At 33.7% G+C, this 23,974-nt stretch carries 16 protein-coding genes; 6 read left to right on the forward strand and 10 right to left on the reverse strand.

Translation table 11 applies throughout. The features are described from left to right. Window positions 1-164: 164 nt before the first annotated feature. Entirely contained in the window at window positions 165-995 is an 831-nt protein-coding gene (gene ygiD, locus OLM51_RS10370) for a 4,5-DOPA dioxygenase extradiol (protein ID WP_264554237.1), read from the forward strand. 286 nt (window positions 996-1,281) lie between these two features. Beyond that, entirely contained in the window at window positions 1,282-2,094 is an 813-nt protein-coding gene (locus OLM51_RS10375; protein ID WP_264554238.1) for a class I SAM-dependent methyltransferase, read from the forward strand. Between the two features lie 211 nt (window positions 2,095-2,305). Here the strand turns inward: OLM51_RS10375 and OLM51_RS10380 are convergent, their stop codons facing one another. After that, window positions 2,306-3,670 (reverse strand): PQQ-binding-like beta-propeller repeat protein, encoded by a 1,365-nt coding sequence (locus OLM51_RS10380; RefSeq protein ID WP_264554239.1) that lies wholly within the window; start codon window positions 3,668-3,670, stop codon window positions 2,306-2,308. 104 nt (window positions 3,671-3,774) lie between these two features. Here OLM51_RS10380 and kdsB point away from each other — a divergent pair, with 104 nt between their 5' ends. Continuing rightward, complete coding sequence (gene kdsB, locus OLM51_RS10385) at window positions 3,775-4,509, forward strand: 3-deoxy-manno-octulosonate cytidylyltransferase (protein WP_264554240.1); 735 nt, start codon at window positions 3,775-3,777, stop codon at window positions 4,507-4,509. 158 nt (window positions 4,510-4,667) lie between these two features. On the opposite strand, the gene OLM51_RS10390 is transcribed toward kdsB, so the two are convergent. The 8 genes from OLM51_RS10390 to OLM51_RS10425 all read right to left on the reverse strand — a co-directional run bounded on the left by OLM51_RS10390 (window position 4,668) and on the right by OLM51_RS10425 (window position 19,863). Further along, a complete protein-coding gene (locus OLM51_RS10390; RefSeq protein ID WP_264554241.1) occupies window positions 4,668-7,079 on the reverse strand; it encodes a thiamine pyrophosphate-dependent enzyme in 2,412 nt (803 codons plus the stop codon). Between the two features lie 188 nt (window positions 7,080-7,267). Further along, complete coding sequence (locus OLM51_RS10395; RefSeq protein WP_264554242.1) at window positions 7,268-10,015, reverse strand: aminopeptidase; 2,748 nt, start codon at window positions 10,013-10,015, stop codon at window positions 7,268-7,270. A 272-nt stretch (window positions 10,016-10,287) separates the two neighbouring features. After that, entirely contained in the window at window positions 10,288-11,016 is a 729-nt protein-coding gene (locus OLM51_RS10400; RefSeq protein ID WP_213258371.1) for a TIGR00730 family Rossman fold protein, read from the reverse strand. Between the two features lie 725 nt (window positions 11,017-11,741). Next, on the reverse strand, window positions 11,742-14,573 hold the full coding sequence (uvrA, locus tag OLM51_RS10405) for an excinuclease ABC subunit UvrA (RefSeq protein WP_264554243.1): 2,832 nt from the start codon (window positions 14,571-14,573) through the stop codon (window positions 11,742-11,744). Window positions 14,574-14,673: 100 nt separating this feature from the next. Beyond that, entirely contained in the window at window positions 14,674-15,627 is a 954-nt protein-coding gene (locus OLM51_RS10410) for a Fic family protein (RefSeq protein ID WP_264554244.1), read from the reverse strand. A gap of 60 nt (window positions 15,628-15,687) precedes the next feature. Continuing rightward, window positions 15,688-17,472, reverse strand: a complete 1,785-nt coding sequence (locus OLM51_RS10415) for a chloride channel protein (RefSeq protein ID WP_264554245.1) — start codon at window positions 17,470-17,472, stop codon at window positions 15,688-15,690. Between the two features lie 86 nt (window positions 17,473-17,558). Further along, window positions 17,559-19,241, reverse strand: a complete 1,683-nt coding sequence (ggt, locus tag OLM51_RS10420; RefSeq protein ID WP_264554246.1) for a gamma-glutamyltransferase — start codon at window positions 19,239-19,241, stop codon at window positions 17,559-17,561. Between the two features lie 37 nt (window positions 19,242-19,278). Then, the gene (locus OLM51_RS10425; protein ID WP_264554247.1) at window positions 19,279-19,863 is read right to left on the reverse strand and encodes an ACP phosphodiesterase; all 585 of its coding nucleotides are present in this window, start codon (window positions 19,861-19,863) and stop codon (window positions 19,279-19,281) included. Between the two features lie 253 nt (window positions 19,864-20,116). On the opposite strand from OLM51_RS10425, the gene glmM reads away from it, so the two are divergent. Next, entirely contained in the window at window positions 20,117-21,505 is a 1,389-nt protein-coding gene (gene glmM / locus OLM51_RS10430; RefSeq protein ID WP_264554248.1) for a phosphoglucosamine mutase, read from the forward strand. A gap of 75 nt (window positions 21,506-21,580) precedes the next feature. Here the strand turns inward: glmM and OLM51_RS10435 are convergent, their stop codons facing one another. Then, window positions 21,581-22,453, reverse strand: coding sequence for a lysophospholipid acyltransferase family protein (locus OLM51_RS10435; RefSeq protein ID WP_264554249.1), 873 nt, complete (start codon window positions 22,451-22,453; stop codon window positions 21,581-21,583). 111 nt (window positions 22,454-22,564) lie between these two features. On the opposite strand from OLM51_RS10435, the gene OLM51_RS10440 reads away from it, so the two are divergent. Both OLM51_RS10440 and OLM51_RS10445 read left to right on the forward strand, forming a co-directional pair. Further along, window positions 22,565-23,203: a rhomboid family intramembrane serine protease gene (locus tag OLM51_RS10440; RefSeq protein ID WP_264554250.1), complete on the forward strand. Its 639-nt coding sequence runs from the start codon at window positions 22,565-22,567 to the stop codon at window positions 23,201-23,203. A gap of 52 nt (window positions 23,204-23,255) precedes the next feature. Then, complete coding sequence (locus OLM51_RS10445) at window positions 23,256-23,945, forward strand: SIMPL domain-containing protein (protein ID WP_264554251.1); 690 nt, start codon at window positions 23,256-23,258, stop codon at window positions 23,943-23,945. Window positions 23,946-23,974 lie beyond the last annotated feature (29 nt).

Consider the following 23,974-nt stretch of genomic DNA (forward strand, 5'->3'; position numbering starts at 1 on the left):
CTAAAGTTTTGATTCACAAAGATTTTGCAGTTTAGACTGATTACGCTTTTGTGCTTCAAAAAAAAAATCTGCTGAATCTGCGAAATCTGCGTGAAAAATTTCAACGTTTCTTTAGAAATCTCTCCAATCCTTTTAATCTGTGGCGAAAGAAAAAAACTTTTACAATGACAACACTAAACGACTTACATTCGATTTCGTCTACGTTTTCGAATACAGATAAAATGCCGGTTTTGTTTTTAGGACACGGCAGCCCAATGAACGCAATCGAAGAAAATCAGTTTGTGACAGGTTTTCGTGATTTGGCCAAAACTTTACCCCAGCCAAATGCCATTTTATGTGTTTCGGCACATTGGTTTACAAATGGTACAAAAGTAACTTCTATGGCGATGCCAAGGACTATTCATGATTTTGGAGGTTTCCCGCAAGCCCTTTTTGATGTGCAATATCCGGCAAAAGGAAGTCCTGAGCTGGCTCTGGAAACCAAAAAAATACTAGATCCTGTATTAGTAGATTTAGATGAACATTGGGGTCTGGATCATGGCGCGTGGAGTGTAATTAAACATTTGTATCCAAATGCAGATGTTCCCGTAATTCAGTTGAGTATTGACTATACCAAATCAGGGCAATATCATTTTGAATTGGCACAGAAATTACAAGCTTTAAGATATAAAGGTGTTTTGATTATTGGGAGTGGAAACATTGTGCATAATCTTAGAATGGTAGATTTTAGAAATTTTGATAAAGATAATTATGGTTACGATTGGGCAATTGAAGCACGAGAAACAGTCAATAATTATTTGTTAGACGGAAATTTCCAGCCTTTGATTGATTTTGAAAAACTAAATAAAGCCGTTCAATTAGCAATTCCAACTCCGGATCATTATTTGCCTCTGTTGTATACTTTAGGTCTAAAAGATAAAAACGATGAATTGGAATTGTTTAATGATAAACTTTTGGCGGGTTCTTTAAGTATGACTTCAGTAAAAATATTGTAATAGTTTTTTTAATAGTTTTCCATTTTTATGATAATGATCTACAAGTTATAATCGACACAATTTGTTTAAAAAATAAATTGATGAGATAGTAAAATGGTTCATGTAAATTTGTTTATTTTTACATAAGTAATTGTTTGTCAGTTGATTATTTAGTCTGTATCTTCTTTTAAAGTAGTTTTTTAAATGCCTTTTGTGATTAACTGGTGATAATTTAAAAAATGATAGAAGATGTTTACAAATTAAGTAAAAGTGCGGCATCAGCACTATAATCACTGATAAAACTAAGATGAATCCAAACAAAGCATTATGGGAAAAGGGCGATTTTACACGCGTTGCAGAATCTATGAGAGAAAGTGGTGCGGAATTGGTTGCCAAAATTGGAATTAAAGAAAATAGTAACGTTTTAGATCTCGGCTGTGGCGATGGTACTACCGCAATACCTTCGGCGAAATTAGGAGCCAATGTTTTAGGCGTTGATATAGCAAGAAATTTAGTTGAAGCGGGTAATCTTCGAGCAAAAAAAGAAGGATTGGTTAATATAGTATTTAAAGAAGGTGACGCAACCGATTTGAATGAATTGAAAAATCAATCTTACGATGTTACAATGAGCATTTTTGGAGCAATGTTTGCACCAAAACCGTTTGATGTTGCTAAAGAAATGGTTCGTGTCACACGACCTGGAGGTAAAATTATTATGGGGAATTGGATACCAGGAGATCCAACGTTGGTTGCACAAATTTTGAAGATTAGCTCTGAATTTACGCCGCCACCTCCTGAGGGTTTTATAAGTCCAATGCTTTGGGGTATTGAGGATAACGTAATCGATAGATTCACAAATGCGGGTATTCTTAAAGAAAATATTTCTTTTGATAGAGATACCTTTACATTTAAAGCAGCATTCCCACCATCGGAGTGGCTGGATCGATTAAAAAATTATTATGGTCCAACTATGAATGCTTTTGAAGCTGCAGAACAAAATGGGAAAACTTCTGATTTGTATGCTAAACTTGAAGGTTTAGTTAATAGCCAAAACAAAAGTGATGACGAAAATTCTACATTAATTCCCGCAACTTATCTTCGTGTCACAGTTTTGGTTTGATTTTTTGTTTTAAAAAATAAAATAAGAAAGTTTTACCAATGAACTGGATTTGTTTAATGACAAATTACTAGCGGGTTCATTAAGTTTTTACCTTAGTAAAAATAATGTAATTATAACTTAGCGAATCTCTGCGAAAATCTTTGCGCGACTTTGTGTAATGATTCCGTCACAGAGATTCACTATGGTTCTCGCAGAGATTCTCGAAGTTTTTCTATTCTCCTTTTAAATTATAAGCATATATATAACCATCTGCGCTTCCAAAATAAATAGTATTATTGTTTATAAATGGAGATGAAACAATTGGTCCTAGTTTATAAAATTCATCCATTACTTTTTGGTTTTCAGCATAGATCGATAAATCGGCATCTTTAGAAGCATGAGCAAAGTCAAGATGATTGTTGTTTAGAATTTCAGAGGAGTATTTTTTTCTGTTTTCAGTACTTACAAAAGAAGATTCTTTTCCGTTTGAAAATAAGTTTAAAGCGAAAAAATTACCGCTAAAATCTCCAAAATACACCGTATTTCCTGATATTGCAGGTGATGAATATATATAGCCATTTCCTTTAAACCTGTATTTTTCCTGTCCGGTTTTTGCATCAAGGGCTAATAATGCATACGTATCAGAAGTTCCAACATAAACTGTGTTATCTTTTACAGCAGCCGAGCTCAAAATCCATGAATTTTCGGCATTGTATTTCCAGACTAATTTCCCGGTTTCGGCATTAAGTGCAAATAAATAAGGATCTCTTGCTCCAAAATAAACCAGTCCATTTGCAACTACAGCAGAAGCCTGGATGCCTTTGAAGCCGGTTTTGACATCAGTTGAAAATCGCCATCTTTCTTTTCCTGTTTTACAGTTTAAAGCATAGAAAATCCCATTCCATCCGCCAAAATACAAACTTTCTTTTTCAATAACAGGAGTAGTGTGTATTGGTTCATTGGCTTTGAAAGTCCATTTTAAAGTGCCATTTTTGGAATCAACTGCATACATATTTCCGTCACTGCTTCCAAAAATGACTAAGGCTGTATTTTGGTTTTTGAAAATAACGGGAGATGATAAATAAAAATCCCATAAATCATTCATTAGCATATCGTTTGGTTTCATGCCCCACATTCCAATTTCTCCATACCAATGTTCCCCTTTGGTTTTGAATTTCCAGATTTGCTTTCCGGTTGTTGCATTTACAGCATAATAATACCCGTCAAAACTTCCAATATAAACTATGTTTTTAGAAATACTGGCAGAACTATGAATTGCTCCATTTGTTTTAAACTTCCATTTTTGTTTGCCCGATTGCTCTTCAATTGCATAAAGAAACCCATCTTCGCTTCCAATGTAAACAATTCCGTTTTGAGCAATGGGAGAAGAGAAAATTTTACCATTGGTTTTAAATTTCCACTTTAAATCTGCTAAGGGCTGGTATCCTTTTCCGTTAAAAAGTCTATTTGAAAATGCGTTGATTGTCTTGCTTTTATTTTGACTCAAAGCCGAATAATTAAAACCTAAATTCACTAAAAACAGTAACAAAATCAATGCTTTTTTCATGATGTCTTTTTTCTTATAAATATAATGCATTTTTTAAAGCGCTGCCAATCAGTTTTGTAACGATCTGTTTGAATTATGTTTTTTATCTAAGTTTTGAATACTTACATTTGTTTGACTTTAAAAATTGATTTATAATGAAAATAATAGCGGTTATTCCGGCTCGATATGCTTCAACACGTTTTCCTGCAAAGCTGATGCAGGATTTAGGAGGTAAAACGGTAATTCTTAGAACATATGAAGCTGCGGTTTCTACGAATTTATTTGATGATGTATTTGTTGTAACTGATTCTGATTTGATTTTTGATGAAATTGTATCAAATGGCGGAAAAGCAATTATGAGTATTAAAGAACACGAATCTGGAAGTGATCGTATTGCTGAAGCAGTTGCAAATCTCGATGTTGATATTGTGGTAAATGTTCAGGGTGATGAGCCTTTTACAGAAGCCGGACCATTAGAACAGGTTTTGTCTGTTTTTAAAAGCGATAAAGAGAAAAAGATTGATTTGGCTTCGCTAATGCGTGAAATCACAAACGAAGACGAAATCAATAACCCGAATAATGTAAAAGTTGTGGTCGATCAATCACAATTTGCACTTTATTTTTCCAGATCTGTAATTCCGTATCCAAGAGAGAAAGATGCCGGAGTTCGATATTTTCAGCATATTGGAATTTATGCGTTTAGAAAACAGGCTTTGCTGGATTTCTACAGTCTTCCGATGAAATCACTGGAAGCTTCTGAGAAGTTGGAGCAGTTACGTTATTTAGAATTTGGAAAACGTATTAAAATGGTTGAAACTACTCATGTTGGAATCGGAATTGATACGGCTGAAGATTTAGAGAAAGCGAGAGCAATGTTGAAAGATATCTAACTTTATATATACTCTTATAAAACGAGTTCGCTTTCGCGAAAGCACAGATTAAGCCAGATTTTGTCATTTCGAAGAATAAGAAATGGCAAAGTTGATTTTAAAAACAAAAAAAAGCTCCAATATTTGGAGCTTTTTTATATTATAACTGAACTAAAATCTTAGTATAAACTAGGATATTTAGAAGGATTAACTTCATTCATCATACTGTAGATTTTTTCAAAAATATCTTCGGCAGAAGGTTTTGAGAAATAGTCTCCATCGGTACCATAAGCTGGTCTGTGAGCTTTTGCAGCAAGAGTTTGTGGTTTGCTGTCAAGATATTTGTAAGCATCTTGTTCCTCAAGAATTTGTTGCATAATGTAAGCAGAAGCTCCGCCAGGAACATCTTCGTCGATTACTAAAAGACGATTTGTTTTTGCAATACTTTTTACAATGTCTTTATTTATGTCAAAAGGAAGTAAAGATTGAACGTCGATAACTTCACAGTCAATTCCTAAGTCTAAAAGTTCATTTGCAGCCTGATGTACCAATCTTAAAGTTGAACCGTAAGAAACCAAAGTAATATCTGCACCTTCTTTTAATGTTTCAACAACACCAATTGGGGTTTTAAATTCACCAAAATTCAAAGGTGTTTTCTCTTTTAAGCGGTAACCATTTAAACATTCAATAACTAAAGCTGGTTCATCACACTCTAAAAGCGTATTGTAGAATCCTGCAGCCTGAGTCATATCTCTTGGAACCAAAACATGAATTCCGCGAATAGCATTGATGATCATTCCCATTGGTGAACCAGAATGCCAGATACCTTCTAAACGATGTCCACGGGTTCTGATAATTAATGGTGCTTTTTGTTTTCCAACAGTTCTGTATTGTAATGTAGCCAAATCATCACTCATGATCTGAATGGCGTACAATAAATAGTCTAAATATTGAATTTCAGCAATTGGACGTAAACCTCTCAATGCCATTCCAATTCCCTGACCCAGAATAGTTGCCTCACGAATACCAACATCGGCAACACGAAGTTCGCCATATTTCTCCTGCATTCCTTCCAGACCTTGGTTTACGTCACCAATGTTTCCAACATCTTCACCAAAAATTAAGGTTTCAGGATATTTAGAAAATAAAGCATCAAAGTTATCACGTAAAATCATTCGTCCATCAGAATCCGGTTTTGCATTTTCGGCATATTCAGGAAGTACCTTTTTAACAGAAAAAACATTTGACTCTGAATTAGAGTGTAAATTACTACTGAATTTCTCCTGTGTAATTTTAATATAATCGGTAATCCATTCTGCTAATAAAGTCTTGCTGTTTGGAACTTCGATAAAACGTAAAATCTTACGCGCATAAACCAGTAATTCCTTTTTTAAAGGGGCTTTAATAGCATTTAATTCAGAAATGTATTTTCTAATTCTGTCTTTATGATTGATACTTGCTTCAGCAATTTGTTCTAATAAAGCCAGAAGACTTTTTTGATCTTCTATAATTGGATTGATAAAGGAGTTCCAGGCATCTTTTTTTGCCTGCAGTACTTCATTTTTTAATTCAAAATCAATTTCAGAAAGTTCTTCTGGAGATGCAATATTAATAGCAATCATCCATAAACGCATTTGACGAATACAATCAAAATCTCTTTCCCAGGCCAGTCTTTCTGCATTTTTGTAACGTTCATGAGAACCAGAAGTAGAGTGTCCCTGAGGTTGAGTTAATTCGTTTACGTGAATTAAAACCGGAATATGTTCTTCTCGTGCGATAGCTCCGGCTCTTTCATAAGTAGAAACCAGTTCGGCATAATCCCATCCTTTAACTCTGAAAATTTCGTAACCTTTTGCATCTTCATCTCTCTGATAACCTTTTAAGATTTCAGAAATGTTTTCTTTTGTTGTTTGGTGTCTTGCGTGTACAGAGATTCCATACTCATCATCCCAAACACTCATAACCATCGGAACCTGTAAAACTCCGGCAGCATTTATAGTTTCAAAAAACAAACCTTCAGATGTACTGGCGTTTCCTATAGTTCCCCAGGCAACTTCGTTTCCATTTACAGTAAATTTGTCTTTGATGGTGATTCCATCAACGTTTCTGTAAATTTTTGAAGCCTGAGCCAAACCTAGTAATCTAGGCATTTGTCCTGCTGTAGGAGATATATCTGAGCTTGAATTTTTTTGTTTTGTTAGATCTTTCCATGATCCGTCTTCGTTTAAACTGTGCGTTACAAAGTGTCCGCCCATTTGTCTTCCGGCAGACATTGGATCAAAATCTAAATCGGTGTGACCGTATAAACCAGCGAAAAATTGTTTTGGAGTCAATTCGCCAATCGCCATCATAAAAGTCTGATCACGATAGTATCCAGATCGGAAATCGCCATTTTTAAAAGCTTTTGCCATGGCAAGCTGCGGTACTTCTTTTCCGTCGCCAAATATTCCAAATTTGGCTTTACCAGTTAGTACTTCTTTACGACCTAAAAGACTACATTCACGGCTAGTTACTGCAATTCTGTAGTCGTTCAATACTTCAGTTTTGAAATCTTCAAACGTTAAAGTAGTATTGTTTTTTTCTTTTATCATAATCTTGTAGGGTCATGTTGAGACTGCGAAATTACTTAAAAACAATCAATAATCATAATTCTTTAAAATAAATATAATTTAATTATTTGTATTTAAAATCAAAAAACTACGTATTTTATTTATATTATTGTTGGTTAAATTTTAAATTTGCTGATAATAATTCAAGGTTTTTTCTAAAATTTATTCGATTAAAGCCATTTTCGGGTAAAAAGATTGACTAATGTTTTTGGTGAGAAAGTAATCACAAATCTAATTTTTTCGTTGTATTTATTTTGAGTAATCTCCCATCCGTTATTTGAGTAGACCGGAAAATAAAATTCAAAGTAATCCTGAACTAAATTTAAACGAATTCCGCTATCGTAGGCAAAAAACTCTTTTTGATGCTTGTTTTTTAAGAAACCAACATCTCCGTAAACTTCAATCCAGTTCCAAATAGCGTAGCTTCCATTCAGGGTTGCCATCCATTGATTGGCGTACCCCGGTTCCAGTTTTGATTTAAAACCTCCTTCGGCCATAATATATTGCTGGCTGAAAAAACCGGTACTTTCTGATCTTCCGTAAAAATTATAATCAAAAAGATAATCCGTTGGTCTGTCTAAGCCAAAGCTAAAATAATCTGAATTTGTGCTGTTATACAGAAAGCTTCCGGCATATAAACGCACATTTAATTTTCGGTTATTTTCAAATAGTCTTCTGTATTCTACTTCTCCGGATAATTTCCCGAAGTCACCGGAAAATTGTACATCAGTCATAAAACTAAAATGATCTATCAGCTCTGTTTTTGTGTTGGCATAACGGGCATTAAAAACAGAATAATTAGGTTTAGAATTATCAGTAATAAATTCACTTTCTTCCCTGTTTACAATAACCTGTCTCAATAAAATAATCTGCTTTCTGTTATCTCTAAAGTTTTCTTCACGAATGCGAAACTGCACCATTGGGTTTAAGCGCAAATAGGTGGCATCGGGAGCGTAGTGGTAATAATTTTGACTGATTGAATATTTTACATTATAAAGTGTACTATTACGATAATACTGACTCCATGAAAAAGCCGAAGATCCTGATATTGTCCCTGCTTTAATTGAATAGGCAGGATTTATATCAAAATTAAAAGGCTTGTCGAGAATTGTTTTGTTATGAAAGCGAATTCCCGGTGTAAAACCATCATAGTAATTATACGTTAATGTTGGTATATATAATATCTGATTGTAGTATGGATCCTCTAAATCTTTTGCAAAATTGAATTTTATCGGACGATTGGTAATCGCAATACTTTTTAAAGACTTCCAGTTGTTTCTTTGATTAAATTCAGGAACTTCATTATCATAGTTTATGACAATTTTATCCGCATTTTTTCGATCAAATTGATAAACAGAATCTGCTTTTGTTGGCTCAATCCATTTTTTAAAAACAACATCTTTCTTTTTTACTCCATAGATTGGAATTGGCGCATAAATACCGGTTTTGTTTTTTATGGTGAATTGTATACTGTCTGCTGTTCGGGAAACGTGCCCAAATTTATAGTCAATAATATCTCTTGAATCAATAATGGTCTTAAAGAACCAGTCAATATTTTTTGGTGCTTTTTTTATCAGAATCTTTTCAAAATCATATCTATTTGTCTGCTCTGTTTTATTTAGATTATAAAACTCAGAAATACTCTCGGGAACAATATTATGGTTTAAATAATCATCTAAATAACTTAAGCTTAAACCGGCGCGATATTTACTGGCAATTTGTTCATTAAACTTTATCAAAGTGTTTTTTGGATCTCCCAAAGGCTGATCCAGATTTTTACGAGCCATTAACATATAATAATAGCTGTATTGCTCATTAAAAGTCAGATTGGTTATATTGTAGCTTTTAAAGAGTTTCATTTCAGAAAGTCTACCCAGCATTTTTTCATCCAGATGATTTTCCTCCATGTATTTCATCATGGTATAAATCTGAATCCCGTCATAAACCCAATTATCTTTTCGAGGATCTAGTCTTAAGCTGTTCTTTAAATAATTATTCAGATACGTTTTAAAGAAAGTGATTTCAAACATAAACTCATCTGTAAACGGACTAATAAATGAAGGCAGCTGATTTAATCCATAGAATGGATTTCGGTCATAATCTGCTTGTGAAACCGTAATTTTTTGATGTGGATATTGTCCGATAAAATCATTGGCGAATTTTGCAACTCTGTCTATAACAATTGCTTTTTGAATTTCACTGATTTTTTTATTCTTTAAATCAGATAAAACTTCAATTGTTCCGTTGTTATAACTCCTGAAATTATTTTGTTTTTCGATAATTAAACTAAAATCAGTTCTGTTTTTTCCTGAGAACAAATAATTAGTAAAAGTCGAATTTGAAATGTCTTTTGAAACTGAATTTAAATCTGTTATCACAGAATGGCTGTTCGGAACTTTTATTTCAACATTAAAATCCATTACGGCATTGGCAATGTCATCCAGATTAAAATTACTGTTTTTAATGAAATCATGATTCTCAAAACGCGCAGGGCTTAAAAACCAGTTTTTTAAGTTCATTCCATTTCCATTATAGCCATAATGGGTAAATTTATCACTTGGAATTTTTAGGATGTAAGTAATATGTAAATCGATTTGTTCTCCCGGTTGCAGTTTTCGATTTAATTTTACGGTAATATAATCAGGATTTTTTTCTGTTCTTTCCCATTCAAGTGCTATTAAATTTGAATCGGTAAGACTTAAAATGGTTGTGTTTCCTCTTTCGGTTTCTTTTGCTAAATGAAATCCTCTGTAGAACTCATCAGAAAAGCGTTTAGCCAGTGGTGTATTTTTATTAGAAAAAGCATTGTTCCAATCGTTCAGAACAATATAATCAAGATTATCATTAGAGGTGTTGATATATGTAATATCCTGTCTTACGTTCAGAGTTTTAAGCTCAAGATTTACCGCTACATCCATCTTCGACTGATGTTGCGCGTATTGTTTTATGGAGTGTAATAAAACAACATAGAGGATTATAATTTTGTAAATTGATTTCAAATAATGGCGTAAAAAATTATAAATCTATCTAAAGTTACGATTAAAATATTACTTCGGTTTTTGTAAAAATAGCATAAAAAAAGCTGTTTTAAAAAACAGCTCTTAAAATTTAATCATATAAGTGATTTAAGTAGTTGTAAATCAAGGATTCTGAATTCTGTTTAAATCACTTATATGGTTTAATATGTATCTTAGAAATTTGGACTCAAATCGTATTTCTTGTAGAATTTATCCAAAACGTCTACTACTTCATCTTCTGTATCTACAATTTTAAATAAGTTTAAATCTTCAGGACTTACAGTGTGCATTTTTTCGACTAAAACTGTTTTTACCCATTCAAATAAACCAGACCAAAATTCAACTCCAACTAATATAATTGGAAATTTTCCAATTTTTTTGGTTTGAATTAAAGTAATTGCCTCAAACATTTCGTCTAAAGTTCCAAAACCTCCAGGCATAACCACAAATCCCTGAGAATATTTAACAAACATTACTTTTCTCACAAAGAAATAGTCAAAATTCAGGTTTTTATCATGATCAATATAGGGATTAAAATGCTGTTCAAAAGGCAATTCAATATTTAAACCAACAGAAGTTCCGCCGCCTAAATGTGCACCTTTATTTCCAGCTTCCATAATTCCCGGGCCTCCTCCCGTAATTACGCCATATCCCGCTTTACTGATTTTAAAAGCAATTTTTTCAGCCAGTAAGTAATATTTGTCATCTGGTTTTGTACGTGCCGATCCAAAAATAGATACACACGGCCCAATACGGCCCATGCTTTCGTAACCGTTTACAAACTCAGACATAATTTTAAAAATTGCCCAACTGTCATTGGTTCTAATTTCATTCCAGGTCTTTTGTTTTAAACTATCCTGAATTACTTTGTCTTCATCATTATCAAAATCTTCTAATCTCATTTTAGGTATTTTAATTATTTATATTTTTATTTCTAGCTGTGTCGTTTTAAATGTAGTCAAAGGAAGGAGCTAATCCTGCTGTTCGCTATATTCCCGATAAATAAAAACTACGGCTCAAAAGCTTTGTTTTTCTAAATGGGGAGATGTCGTTCCCATCAGGGCTAGGGTGCTTGGTTTCAATTAAACATTTGGTTTAATGAAAAACAAATTTCTTTTAAAGCTTTAATTTTTAAAAAAGAGCGGATGCTAAATTAGCACTTTTTCTTAGAATTGTTACAAAAAGGGAGGTTTATAATCTAAAGGTAATATTTAGATAATAGTAAAAAATGATTTTTTGTTTCATTATCAGTTGATTACAATGAGTATGATTTTTATTAAGAGATTAAAGTTTGGAATTAATATGTGTCGTTCCAAAGGAACTTAATTATGTGACGCACCAAAATAATCAACGGATTAAAATCCGTTGCTACAATAATGTAGCGTTCCTTCGGAACTCAATTGTAGGGGTGTTTTTAAATTTCCAACAAATAAAATCCGTTGCTACCGGTCTTTTGTTCTTTTGAAACTGTTTTTAAAATAATCAATTTATAAAGAGCCTTTGGCTCGAATCATTTTGTAGCGACGGATTTAAATCCGCCGAAATAAAGCGACATATATAAAAAGATCCATAGGATCGGACAATATTACAGGGATGAATTTTAATCTATCTGATATTTAGGTTCAAATTATTCCAGTTCCTTTTTCAAAAACTTAGCCGTATAACTTTTTTTATTTTTCGCCACCTCTTCTGGAGTTCCTTTAGCAACTAATTGTCCGCCGCCTTTTCCTCCTTCAGGACCAATGTCAATAATATAATCGGCAAGTTTAATAACATCCATATTATGTTCGATTACAAGAATTGTATTTCCTTTATCAACCAGTTTGTTGATTACGTCCATTAAAACCCGAATATCTTCAAAATGTAAACCCGTTGTAGGTTCATCAAGAATATAAAATGTATTTCCGGTATCTTTTTTGGATAATTCTCCGGCTAATTTGATACGCTGTGCTTCTCCACCAGAAAGTGTTGTACTTTGCTGACCAAGTGTAATATAACCTAAACCAACATCCTGAATTGTTTTTACTTTTCTGTAAATCTTAGGAATATTTTCAAAAAACGGAACCGCTTCGTCAACTGTCATATCCAATACATCCGAAATAGATTTTCCTTTATATCTAATTTCTAAAGTTTCTCTGTTAAAACGTTTTCCCTGACAAGTTTCGCATTCTACATAAACGTCTGGTAAAAAGTTCATTTCAATTGTTCTTACTCCAGAACCCTCACAGGTTTCACAACGTCCACCTTTTACATTAAAACTAAAACGCCCTGCTTTATACCCACGAATCATACTCTCAGAAGTCATCGTAAACAGGTTTCTAATTTCAGTAAAAACCTCAGTATATGTTGCCGGATTTGAACGTGGCGTTCGTCCAATCGGACTTTGATCAATATCAATTACTTTGTCAATATGTTCTAGTCCTTCAATCTTCTTATATGGTTGTGGCTTTTTTACACCATTAAAATAATAAGCGTTCAAAATAGGGTAGAGCGTCTCATTAATCAAAGTTGATTTCCCGCTTCCGGAAACCCCGGTTACACAAGTTAATTGCCCTAAAGGGATTTCGATAGATACGTTTTTAAGGTTGTTTCCAGTAGCTCCGGTCAGTTTTAGAGATTTTCCATTTCCTTTTCTTCTTTCCTTCGGAATCTCTAATTTCATTTTGCCATTCAAATATTGAGCGGTAATGGTATTAGAAGCTAAAGTTTCTTTTGGAGTACCAATACTAATAATTTCTCCGCCATATTTTCCTGCTTTCGGCCCAATATCAATTACATAATCTGCAGTTTCGATCATGTCTTTATCATGTTCAACTACAATAACAGAGTTTCCGATATCACGTAATTGTTCAAGCGATTTAATCAGTTTTTCATTGTCTCTTTGGTGTAAACCAATACTTGGCTCATCCAAAATATATAAAACACCAACCAATTGAGAACCAATTTGTGTTGCCAGACGTATACGTTGCGCTTCACCACCCGAAAGTGATTTTGAACTTCGGCTTAAGGCCAGATAATTCAAGCCTACATTCATCAGGAAGTTCAAACGATCTTTGATTTCTTTTACAACTTCAGAAGCAATCAGCAGCTGTTTATCTGTTAAATGGCTATTTAAATCCTGAAACCATATTGTTAAATCAGAAATGTCCATATCACATAATTCAGTGATATTTTTTTCGTTAACTCTAAAAAACAGCGCTTCTTTTTTAAGACGTGAACCTTCGCAAACCGGACAATTTATTTCATCCATAAAATCTTTTGCCCAACGTTTTAAAGCTGTAGAGGAACTTTCATCATATTGATTTTTAATGAAATTTGAAATTCCTTCAAAATCTATTTTATAATCTCTGGCTACGCCAAGATCTTTTGAGCTAATTGTAAATTTATCTTTTCCGCCATGTAAAATCATAGTCATGGCTTCTTCTGGAATTTTTTCAATTGGATCGGTAATTTTAAACCCGAATTTTTCACCAATAGTTTCTAATTGCTTGAAAATCCATGAAGATTTGTATTCACCTAGCGGAGCAAAACCGCCTGCTTTGATCGATAATTTAGGGTTTGGAATTATTTTCTTTACGTTGATTTCGTGAACAGTTCCCAATCCATTACAATGTGGACAAGCACCTTTTGGAGAGTTGAATGAAAATAAATTTGGCTCCGGATTTTGATAAGATATTCCAGTTGAAGGACACATTAAGTTTCTACTGAAATAACGCACTTCATTAGTATCCTGATCTAGAATCATCAGTACATTTTCGCCATGATGCATGGCAGTATTAATACTTTCAGCCAATCTTTTTTGATTGTCGGCAGTATCTTCAATTTGCATTCGGTCTACTACAATTTCGATATCATGGGTTTTGTAACGATCCAGTTTCATGCCTGAAACTAAATCCTGGACGTCGCCATTTACTCGAACCTTCAGAAATCCCTGTTTGGTAATTTGTTGAAATAATTCTGCATAATGTCCTTTTCTGGCTTTAATAACTGGAGCAAGAATGTTGATTCGTTTTCCGTTATAATCCTGAATGATTAGATCTTTGATTTGTTCATCAGAATAAGAAACCATTTTTTCGCCTGTATTATAACTATATGCATCTGCACCACGGGCATATAAAAGACGAAGGAAATCGTATATTTCAGTAATCGTTCCTACGGTAGAACGCGGGCTTTTACTGGTTGTTTTTTGCTCAATTGCAATTACTGGCGAAAGTCCGTCAATTTTGTCTACATCAGGACGTTCTAGACCACCAAGGAATTGTCTGGCATAAGCCGAAAAAGTTTCAACATAACGACGCTGACCTTCGGCATAAATCGTATCAAAAGCCAAAGAAGATTTTCCCGAACCTGATAAACCAGTAATTACAACCAGTTTTTCACGCGGAATAGAAATGTCGATATTTTTTAGATTATGAACTCTTGCACCAAGAACTTCAATAGTATTGTCTTTATCTAGCATAATTTTGAGCAAAACGCAAAGTTACCACTTTGATTTGTTCTTTTTGTGCTCGAATGCAAAAGTTTATGTTACAAATAGTAACAAAAAACGCTGATGATTATCAGCGTTTTCTTTTTCGGGTTGCCATATATTCTTCGATAGCTTCTTTGGTTGTAAACCAGTTTCGGCCTTCTTTGTAAGCGTCTATTTTTCCGGTTCGTGCAAGCAAACTAACATATTCCTGACTATATGGTGATTCTGGTTCGCTCACAATATTAATTATTGGCTTATAATCATAGGTACTTCCCGGCATCGCATTTAGATAAATATTTAGGGTACGTTCTAAAGCCTGACACATCAAAAGGGTTAATTTTTGATAATTGCCATTGTTTGCCTGATTAAGCGCTTCGTAATATTTTTTCCTGTCGTTTTTAAGGATAATCGCCGGCGGAAACCCGCATCGCATTAATAACAAATTCATGCTCAAACGAACTGTACGGCCATTCCCATCAAAAAAAGGGTGTATCCATACGAGTTTATGATGATAAATAGTAGCTAATTCTATATCATTTAAACCTAACGGGTTTGTATTGATAAAGTCAATTAATTCGTCTAAATAATCTGAAACTTTATTGGCATTGGGAGGCATAAAATTGGCTCCTGAAATTCGTACACCACCGTTTCTTAACCGTCCTGCAAAATCATCTTCAATGGAACGTAACACCAAACCATGAATAGATAGTATATCAATGCTTCGAAGTTTATAGTTGTCGTCTACAATTGAATATAAATAGTCAATTGCTTTGTCATGATTATGGGTTTCAAAATGCTCACGAAGGGATTTTCCTTTAATAGTAATTCCTTCCTGAATTACCATTTGTGTCTCACGCAGGCTCATAGTATTACCCTCAATACTATTTGAATTATAGGTCCATTCCAGAGATAAACTTTCACGGATTTTATGCAGAGCAATATTGGGCAATGGTCTGCTGTTTTGCAAATCAAGCCTTTTTTGGTACAATCGGTCAAATGTTGATTGAAATTCGGGTCTGTATGTTAGGTCTATCTTCCACATATGCCCCAAAGGTATTTCTTAATATCGGATAATAAAAATTTTTAACTTATCCGATATTAGTTATTCTATTGTCATGGAGCGTAATTTCATTCTGTAGGCTTCTAATGCTATTGATTTGGAAATAAAGCCATAATATTTTTCGTTTCGTAAGACAGGCAGAAAAGCTGTTTTAGACTTTTCAAATTTACTCATTACAATTTCCATACTATCATCAGTTGTGATGGTTGCAGGTGGAGTTTTCATTACATCCTTAATCAATGTATACTTTACACGGTATGCGTTGAAAATAATCTCACGGATATCATTAAAGTGAACTACACCAACGAGATCTTTTTCATTATTAACGACTGCAAAAACCACCTGATTGGAATGTGAAATAAGATCAACTAATTTGCTTAGGTTTTCTTCGGGATGAACTGTTAAGTAATCGCATTGAATTATAGAATCAATATCTAAAGTAGATAAAATATTAGAATCTTTATTGCTGGTAAAGGCATGACCTTTTTTGGCAAGGTTTTTAACATCAAGAGAGTATTTTTCAAAACGTTTTGAGATTGCAAAACTTATTGAAGATACAATCATAAGAGGAATCATAAGTCCGTAACCTCCTGTAATTTCTGCGATTAAGAAAATAGCAGTTAGAGGCGCATGAAATAATCCGCTCAAAATTCCAGCCATTCCAACCATAGTGAAATTACTGATTGGTAATTTTGATAAACCGATCATGCTGATGAATTTAGAGAAAAAGAAGCCTAAATATGAACCCAAAAATAAAGAAGGTGCAAAGTTTCCTCCATTTCCACCACTTCCAATAGTTAATCCTGATGCAAAGACTTTCACCATCATGGTACAACCTACAAATAGAAGTAAAACCCACTGATTGTTTCTGAAATTACCAAATAAAGTATTATCAAGTATTTGCCCCGGGTCTGACTCAGATAGTGTTTTAATACTTTCATATCCCTCACCAAAAAGCGTTGGAAAAACAAAAATAAGAAGTGCAAGCAGGGAGGAACCAATTAATGCTTTTTTATAAGGACCAATTTTTAGTTTAGCAAAATAATGCTCAACTCTTTGAAAATTTCGAGAGTAGTAAACCGCTATAAAGCCTGTTAATATTCCTAAAAGCACATAAAAAGGAATGTTATGATAATTAAAAGTTTCCTGTTTTTTAAAAGACAATAAAATCGTTTCGTCTAAAACAATAGCCGAAACCAAGGCTCCGGTCGCTGCCGAGATCATGATTGGAGTAAAGGCAGAAATACTTACATCAACCAGTAAAACTTCAATCGCAAAAAGAACTCCGGCAATCGGAGCATTAAATGCAGCTGCAATTCCGGCAGCAACACCACACCCAATAAGTAAAGTTCGGTCTTTGTAAGGTAATTTATAATTTTGAGCAAAATTAGATCCAAACGCTGCACCGGTAACTACAATTGGGCTTTCAAGACCTGCAGAACCTCCTAAACCAACAGTTAGTGAGCTCGTTACAATTTGCGCATACATTTGTTTTCTCGGGATAATACTGGCTTTTTTTGCAACTGCATACAAAATTTGCGAAGTCCCTTTCTCAATAGTTCCGTTAAGTACCCTGTCAATAACAAAAACGGTCAGTACAATACCAATAATCGGCAAAATACTGTTGATGAAACTTAATTTTAAAATTCCGTTTATATAAGTTGCGAAAGAAAAAACACTGTGGGCAAAAGTTTTTAGAACAATTACCGCCAATGAGCATGAAATTCCGATAAGAACGCTTGATAAAAAAATAAACTGCTTTGGAGTCATTAATGACTGAGCCAAAGCGATAATGCTTTCCAGTTTTCTAAAATATTTTTTTAGCATTCTGTTTGTAAAAAGTTAGGGATAATGCAAATTTAGGTTTTAACATTCGAAATTGTATAATTTTCTGTACAAATCTTTACTAAAAATTAAAAACCGGCAGCAGTGTCATCACCTCTAAAGTCGGCACCTCCCTCAAGCGTTTTGTTGGGCAGGACTAAAATACAGTCTAATTTGCCAATTACAGGAGTTGTTTTTTCATTTATTAAATAACCTTTAGCTTTAAGTTTATCGATAGTAACATTATCAAAAGCATAAGGCTCAAAAGTAATTAAATCAGGTAACCACTGATGATGAAAGCGTGGTGCGTTTACAGCTTCCTGCATACTCAGATTATATTCGTAAACATTTAAAATAGCTTGTAAAACCGACGTAATAATTGTAGAACCGCCTGGTGAACCAACAACCATATACAATTCGCCTTTTTTCTCCACAATAGTTGGAGTCATAGAACTAAGCATTCTTTTTTGCGGTGCAATACTATTAGCTTCATTTCCTACTAATCCAAACATATTTGGAGATCCTGGTTTGGCACTAAAATCGTCCATTTCATTATTCAGAAAAAAGCCTAACTCATCACAGTAATATTTTGATCCAAAACCGTCATTAATGGTTGTAGTTGCTGCAACGGCATTTCCAAATTGATCTACAATAGAGTAATGGGTTGTTTCAGTACTCTCGTTATAAGTTACTTTTCCCTCTTTGATTTCTGATGAAAGACTGGCTTTTTCAGAATTAAAATTTGACATTCTGTCTTTTAAATAGGCGTCTGATAAAAGCCCGTTTATTGGGATTTTTACAAAATCAGGATCTCCCAAAAACTGGCTTCTGTCGGCATAAGCTCTTCTTTCGGCTTCAACAATTACCTGAATTGATTGTTCTGAGTTATGTCCCATTTTTGAAAGATAAAATGGTGATATCATTTTCATTATCTGTGCTAAACAGATTCCGCCACTACTTGGCGGTGCCATTGATGTAACTTTTAAATCCTTATAGTCAAACTGTAGCGGTTTTCTCCATTTGGCTTCATAAGTGGCCAAATCTTTAAGAGTGATAATTCCGCCTTTTTTTTGAAGATAAGCAACTAAAGTTTTTGCAGTTTGACCTTTATAAAACTCATCTTTTCCATTTTTAAGAATTCGTTTTAAAGTTTGAGCAAGTGCAGGATATTTAATAGTATCATTTTCTTTAAATCTTCCCGCCATCAAAGTATTTGGACCATTTACTTTTACAATAGCATCATGATACGATTCAAGTTGTTTTTGTTGTTTTTGAGTTACAATTACACCTTTTTCGGCAAGAGCAATAACAGGTTTCAGAATTTCTGACATTGGCAGAGAACCTAGTTTTTTATGAACCGCAAAAACACCGGCAATTGTCCCCGGAACTCCAATTGCTAAGGCTGTCTCGGTACTTTTTCCTTTTATTACATTTCCGTCTTTATCCAAAAACATATCTTTTGTTGCAGCTAGAGGTGCTTTTTCGCGATAATCAAGAGAACCAACCTCTCCATTGGCTTTTCTATACACCATAAAACCACCTCCGCCAATATTTCCTGCGTATGGATAAGCAACAGCAAGAGCTAATTCGGTTGCCACCATTGCATCAAATGCATTTCCGCCTTTTTTCATGATTTCAACTCCTATTTTTGATGCTTCAGCTCTGGCCGAAACTACCATAGCTTTTGAAGCAACTAATCCTGTTGGGTTTGCAGATTGTTGTGCAAAACCTGAAATAGTGATAAATGCAAATAATAAGGTAATTTTCTTCATAGTACACAATATTTGGTTCGATAAAATCAAGTAGACTCTAAAGAGTAAGTCGTTTTTGGTTAGCTTGTTCCTGAATATCCTCAAAAAAGGCGGTGAATTCCTGTTCAAACTCAGTATAAAATTCTTTGAGTTCTGCTGTTGCAAACTGCATTTTTGAAATATTTTTTGACCGTCGGTCCATTTGAGTCAGAATATGTTGAATTCCATCAATTGTTCTATAGCTCAAAAGCCAGTTTTCTCTGGTCATAACAGGTAGTAAACCTTGTATTTTTTCAGTTAAAACAGCATGATTTTCATGTAAAGAGTTATAGAATCTATCAACGAAATCTTCCAGATTTTCGTCTGAATATTTAGACCAGTTCTTGGCCAAAAAATGATCATAAACAATATCTACAATGACACCTGCATAATGATGGTACTTTTCGTGTAAACGTTTGGTACTTTGTCTGAAAACATCGTGAGAATCTGTATAAGTATCAATAAAGCGATGTAAGAGTATCCCTTTTTGTACATCTTTTGGGAAATGTTCAAATTGCTTTCCACGAATGCCATCAGCCATAAAATTGCCAATTTTTATTAAATCATTATCACCTGAAAGATATATGTGGGCTAAGAAATTCATTTTTTTATTATTCTAAGTTACTAAGGAACTAAGTTGTTTTAGTAAAAGTATGAAAACTTTTTCAGAACATTTTAAAATTAATGGATACTTCAAAAGTTGCTGTTTAAGCGTTTTGAAAATCTTAGCCCCTGTAGGTATCGGGGTAGCATCTTGGAACCGGAGTAACTTTTTTATAAAATTCTTAGTGTCTTTGTATCTTAGAAGCTTAGTAACTTTTCTATATTTGTAACTCAAATAACCATAACTCAAAAAAATGACTTTAATAAAATCTATTTCAGGTATAAGAGGTACAATTGGAGGTAAAGTAGGAGATAACCTGACTCCTGTAGATGCAGTAAAATTTGCATCGGCGTACGGAACTTTTATGAAAAGCAATAGTAAAAAAGAAAAATTAACGGTTGTAATTGGTCGTGATGCGAGGATTTCCGGGCCAATGATTCATAATCTGGTGGTTAATACTTTAATTGGTTTAGGAATTAATGTAATTGATCTGGGACTTTCTACAACTCCAACGGTAGAAGTTGCCGTTCCATTGGAGAAAGCAGACGGAGGTATTATTTTAACAGCTTCTCATAATCCAAAACAATGGAACGCTTTAAAATTACTAAATGAAAAAGGAGAATTTTTAAGTGGTGCCGATGGTGCAAAAATTCTGGAAATTGCAGATGCTGAAGCTTTTGATTTTTCTGATGTTGACAGTTTAGGCGAAATTACTTTGAATGATGCCTATATGGATATTCATATCGACGAGGTTTTAAATTTACCTTTAGTAGATGTTGAAGCGGTAAAAGCAGCTAAATTTAAAGTAGTTGTTGATGGAGTAAATTCATCAGGAGGAATTATTATTCCTAAACTATTAGAATTAATGGGCGTTGAAGTAGTAAAATTATACTGTGAACCAAACGGACATTTCCCTCATAATCCGGAACCATTAAAAGAGCATTTAACTGATATTTCTGAATTGGTCGTTAAAGAAAAAGCGCATTTAGGAGTTGTTGTTGATCCGGATGTTGATCGTTTGGCATTCATTAGCGAAGACGGAGAAATGTTTGGTGAGGAATACACTTTGGTTGCTTGTGCGGACTACGTTTTAAGTAAAACTCCTGGGAATACAGTTTCAAACATGTCATCATCACGTGCTTTGCGTGATGTAACTGTGGGACATAAAGGAAACTACGAAGCAAGTGCAGTTGGAGAAGTAAATGTGGTTGAATTAATGAAGAAGAATAATGCTGTTATTGGAGGAGAAGGTAATGGTGGAATTATTTACCCAGAGTTGCATTACGGAAGAGATAGTTTGGTTGGAGTTGCTTTATTCTTAACGCATTTAGCGAATAAAAAAATGTCGGTTTCTGCATTGAGAGCTTCTTATCCGGAATATTATATGAGCAAAAATAAAATTGAATTGACACCACAAATTGATGTTGATGCAATTTTAACAGCAATGACAGATAAATATAAAAATGAAGATATTTCGACAATTGATGGTGTAAAGATCGATTTTGCTACAGAATGGGTACATTTAAGAAAATCGAATACAGAACCAATTATTCGTATTTATACTGAAGCACCTTCACAAGATGCTGCAGACAAATTGGCTCTTCGAATCATTGATGAAATAAAAGTAATTGCAGGAATTTAATTTCTGAATTCTAAATATAAAAGCCTCTTTTGAACTATTCAAAAGAGGCTTTTTTTTATATCTTATTTTAAAAGATTATTGAACTCGGTGTTTCCATCTTTTATGTGTCCATAAATAATATTCCGGGGCTTCAAGAATTTGTTTTTCGACCTCTTTTAAATACATTTCTGTAATTTCAAAATCGTCATATTCTTTTGGATTATCAGCAAGAGAAAGAAATGTAGCCTCGTAATACCCTCTTTTTATTTTTTTTACTTTTACCATTGTAACAGCCAGATCATATTTTTTTGCCAGCATTTCTGCTCCTGTATGAACAGGGACCTCAATACCCATAAATTTTCCCGAATGAAAAATTCGATCCAGTTTTGGAGATTGATCACTGGCTAAACCATACATGCTCAAAACGCCGTCGCGCTGGTTTTGAGCCATTGTTGGAATTGCTTTTTTAGTCTCAATCATTTCGGTCTTGTATTTTGATCGAATTTTTCGAACCAATTTATCAAAATAGGGATTTGCAACTTTTTTGTAAACCGCAACTCCCTGAAAGCCAATTTTAGGATTAACAGTCATAAGCCATTCATAACTTGCATAGTGAGAAGCCATAAGAATAACACTCTTTTCTCTTTGTGCATAATTTAATACCAAATCGATATTTGTGACATGGAATCTTTTTTCCATTTCTTCCGGAGAAATACTCATAGTCTTGATCATCTCTAAAAACATATCGCACATATGGCTATAGAATTTTTTCTCAATAACTTTTCTTTCCTGATCACTTAAATGTGGCAGTGCAAGCGCAAGATTTTCGCGAACAACTTTTTTGCGATAACCCACAACATGATACACCAGAAAATAGACACAATCTGAAAACCAGTAAAATATTCTAAATGGAAGTATGGAGATAAGCCAAAGAAAAGGGTAGGCTAAAATATAAACGAGAAATTGCATGTAATTTTTTTTACAAATATAAAGTAAAAATGAATAACCAGCGATATTTTGGCTTCTTGCTAACTTGTGTTTAAGAATGACTATATTTACATTTCACAATAAATATTTTTTATGAATACCATTTTAATTGGGATTATAGTTGCCAACGCTCTTATAAGTTACAAAGGGTTTAATGATTATGCATTTTTCAGAAAATACGAATTCCACATTGGAAGCATTCGTTCCGGAGAGCAGATAAGAATGCTTTCTTCTGGATTTTTACACGTCGATATTATGCACTTAGTGTTTAATATGTTTACGCTTTGGTGTTTTGCGCCTGTGGTTACACAATGGTTAGGAAATTTTTCTTTTGTTTTGGTTTATTTTGGAAGCTTAATTTTTGGAAATCTATTAACCATGTTGTTTCATAAAAACGATTATAGTTATCGTGCAGTTGGAGCCTCCGGTGCTGTGACAGGAGTTTTGTATTCTGCCATTTTACTCGAACCTGGCATGACGTTGGGAATTTTTGGTGTGATTCCAATACCGGCATATCTTTTTGGAATTTTATATTTATTGTATTCTATATATGGAATGAAAGCTAAAAATGACAATATTGGTCATACGGCACATTTTGGAGGCGCTATAGGTGGTTATTTGATCACTTTAATAAAAGAACCATCATTAATTGTAGATCATAGCTCGATGGTAATTTTATTAGCGATTCCTATTATTGTACTTTTTGTTATGGCTAAATTGGGCAAATTATAAGGTTGGCACAACTTTTGAAAGGTCCTTATCAAATAACTTAAATATAACAAAAATGAAGAAAGTAGTATTATTTTTAACAATCATGTTTATGACTATGTCTTACGGCCAGGAAACCAAACAAATACCTCTAATTAATGTTAATGGAGAAGGAAAAGTAAAAGTAGCACCTGATCAGGTTTGTATTTCAGCTACAGTTGAAACAAAAGGTAATATTGCTAAAGACGTCAAAAAGCAAAACGACGAAAAAATGGATGCAGTTTTAAAATTCATTAAAAAGATGAATATTCCAACAGCAGACTTTAGAACGAAACAAGTTGCTTTGAATCCGCAATACGATTATGAGAAAAAGAAAACTTCTTATAATGCTACCCAAACAGTAGAAATTGTAGTAAAAGATTTGTCTAAATATGATGAATTAATGGAAGGCTTAGTACAACAAGGTATTAATCGTATTGACAGAGTATCTTTTGAATCTTCAAAAGAATTACAATTACAGGCTGAAGCCAGAAAATTAGCAATGAAAGACGCTAAAGCTAAGGCTGAAGATTATGTTTCTGTATTAGGTCAAAAAGTTGGTAAAGCTTATACCATTTCTGATAATACTCAGGTTTACCGTCCGCAACCAATGTATGCTATGAAATCTATGGCAATGGATAGTAACGGTGGTGCTGCAAATGAAACATTAGCAATTGGAGAAATTGAAATTACTGCAAATGTTAGCGTAAGTTTTGTTTTAGACTAAGCAATATAAAATTTAAATAATAAAAAATC

Origin of the sequence: Flavobacterium sp. N2038, from assembly GCF_025947185.1 — a bacterium.
Taxonomy (GTDB): domain Bacteria; phylum Bacteroidota; class Bacteroidia; order Flavobacteriales; family Flavobacteriaceae; genus Flavobacterium.

What these genes read in the sequence shown, in the direction of transcription:
- ygiD (WP_264554237.1), top strand. Translation starts at nt 165, where the DNA reads ATGACAACACTAAACGACTTACATTCGATTTCGTCTACGTTTTCGAAT.
- OLM51_RS10375 (WP_264554238.1), top strand. Translation starts at nt 1,282, where the DNA reads ATGAATCCAAACAAAGCATTATGGGAAAAGGGCGATTTTACACGCGTT.
- OLM51_RS10380 (WP_264554239.1), bottom strand. Translation starts at nt 3,670, where the DNA reads ATGCATTATATTTATAAGAAAAAAGACATCATGAAAAAAGCATTGATT.
- kdsB (WP_264554240.1), top strand. Translation starts at nt 3,775, where the DNA reads ATGAAAATAATAGCGGTTATTCCGGCTCGATATGCTTCAACACGTTTT.
- OLM51_RS10390 (WP_264554241.1), bottom strand. Translation starts at nt 7,079, where the DNA reads ATGATAAAAGAAAAAAACAATACTACTTTAACGTTTGAAGATTTCAAA.
- OLM51_RS10395 (WP_264554242.1), bottom strand. Translation starts at nt 10,015, where the DNA reads ATGGATGTAGCGGTAAATCTTGAGCTTAAAACTCTGAACGTAAGACAG.
- OLM51_RS10400 (WP_213258371.1), bottom strand. Translation starts at nt 11,016, where the DNA reads ATGAGATTAGAAGATTTTGATAATGATGAAGACAAAGTAATTCAGGAT.
- uvrA (WP_264554243.1), bottom strand. Translation starts at nt 14,573, where the DNA reads ATGCTAGATAAAGACAATACTATTGAAGTTCTTGGTGCAAGAGTTCAT.
- OLM51_RS10410 (WP_264554244.1), bottom strand. Translation starts at nt 15,627, where the DNA reads ATGTGGAAGATAGACCTAACATACAGACCCGAATTTCAATCAACATTT.
- OLM51_RS10415 (WP_264554245.1), bottom strand. Translation starts at nt 17,472, where the DNA reads ATGCTAAAAAAATATTTTAGAAAACTGGAAAGCATTATCGCTTTGGCT.
- ggt (WP_264554246.1), bottom strand. Translation starts at nt 19,241, where the DNA reads ATGAAGAAAATTACCTTATTATTTGCATTTATCACTATTTCAGGTTTT.
- OLM51_RS10425 (WP_264554247.1), bottom strand. Translation starts at nt 19,863, where the DNA reads ATGAATTTCTTAGCCCACATATATCTTTCAGGTGATAATGATTTAATA.
- glmM (WP_264554248.1), top strand. Translation starts at nt 20,117, where the DNA reads ATGACTTTAATAAAATCTATTTCAGGTATAAGAGGTACAATTGGAGGT.
- OLM51_RS10435 (WP_264554249.1), bottom strand. Translation starts at nt 22,453, where the DNA reads ATGCAATTTCTCGTTTATATTTTAGCCTACCCTTTTCTTTGGCTTATC.
- OLM51_RS10440 (WP_264554250.1), top strand. Translation starts at nt 22,565, where the DNA reads ATGAATACCATTTTAATTGGGATTATAGTTGCCAACGCTCTTATAAGT.
- OLM51_RS10445 (WP_264554251.1), top strand. Translation starts at nt 23,256, where the DNA reads ATGAAGAAAGTAGTATTATTTTTAACAATCATGTTTATGACTATGTCT.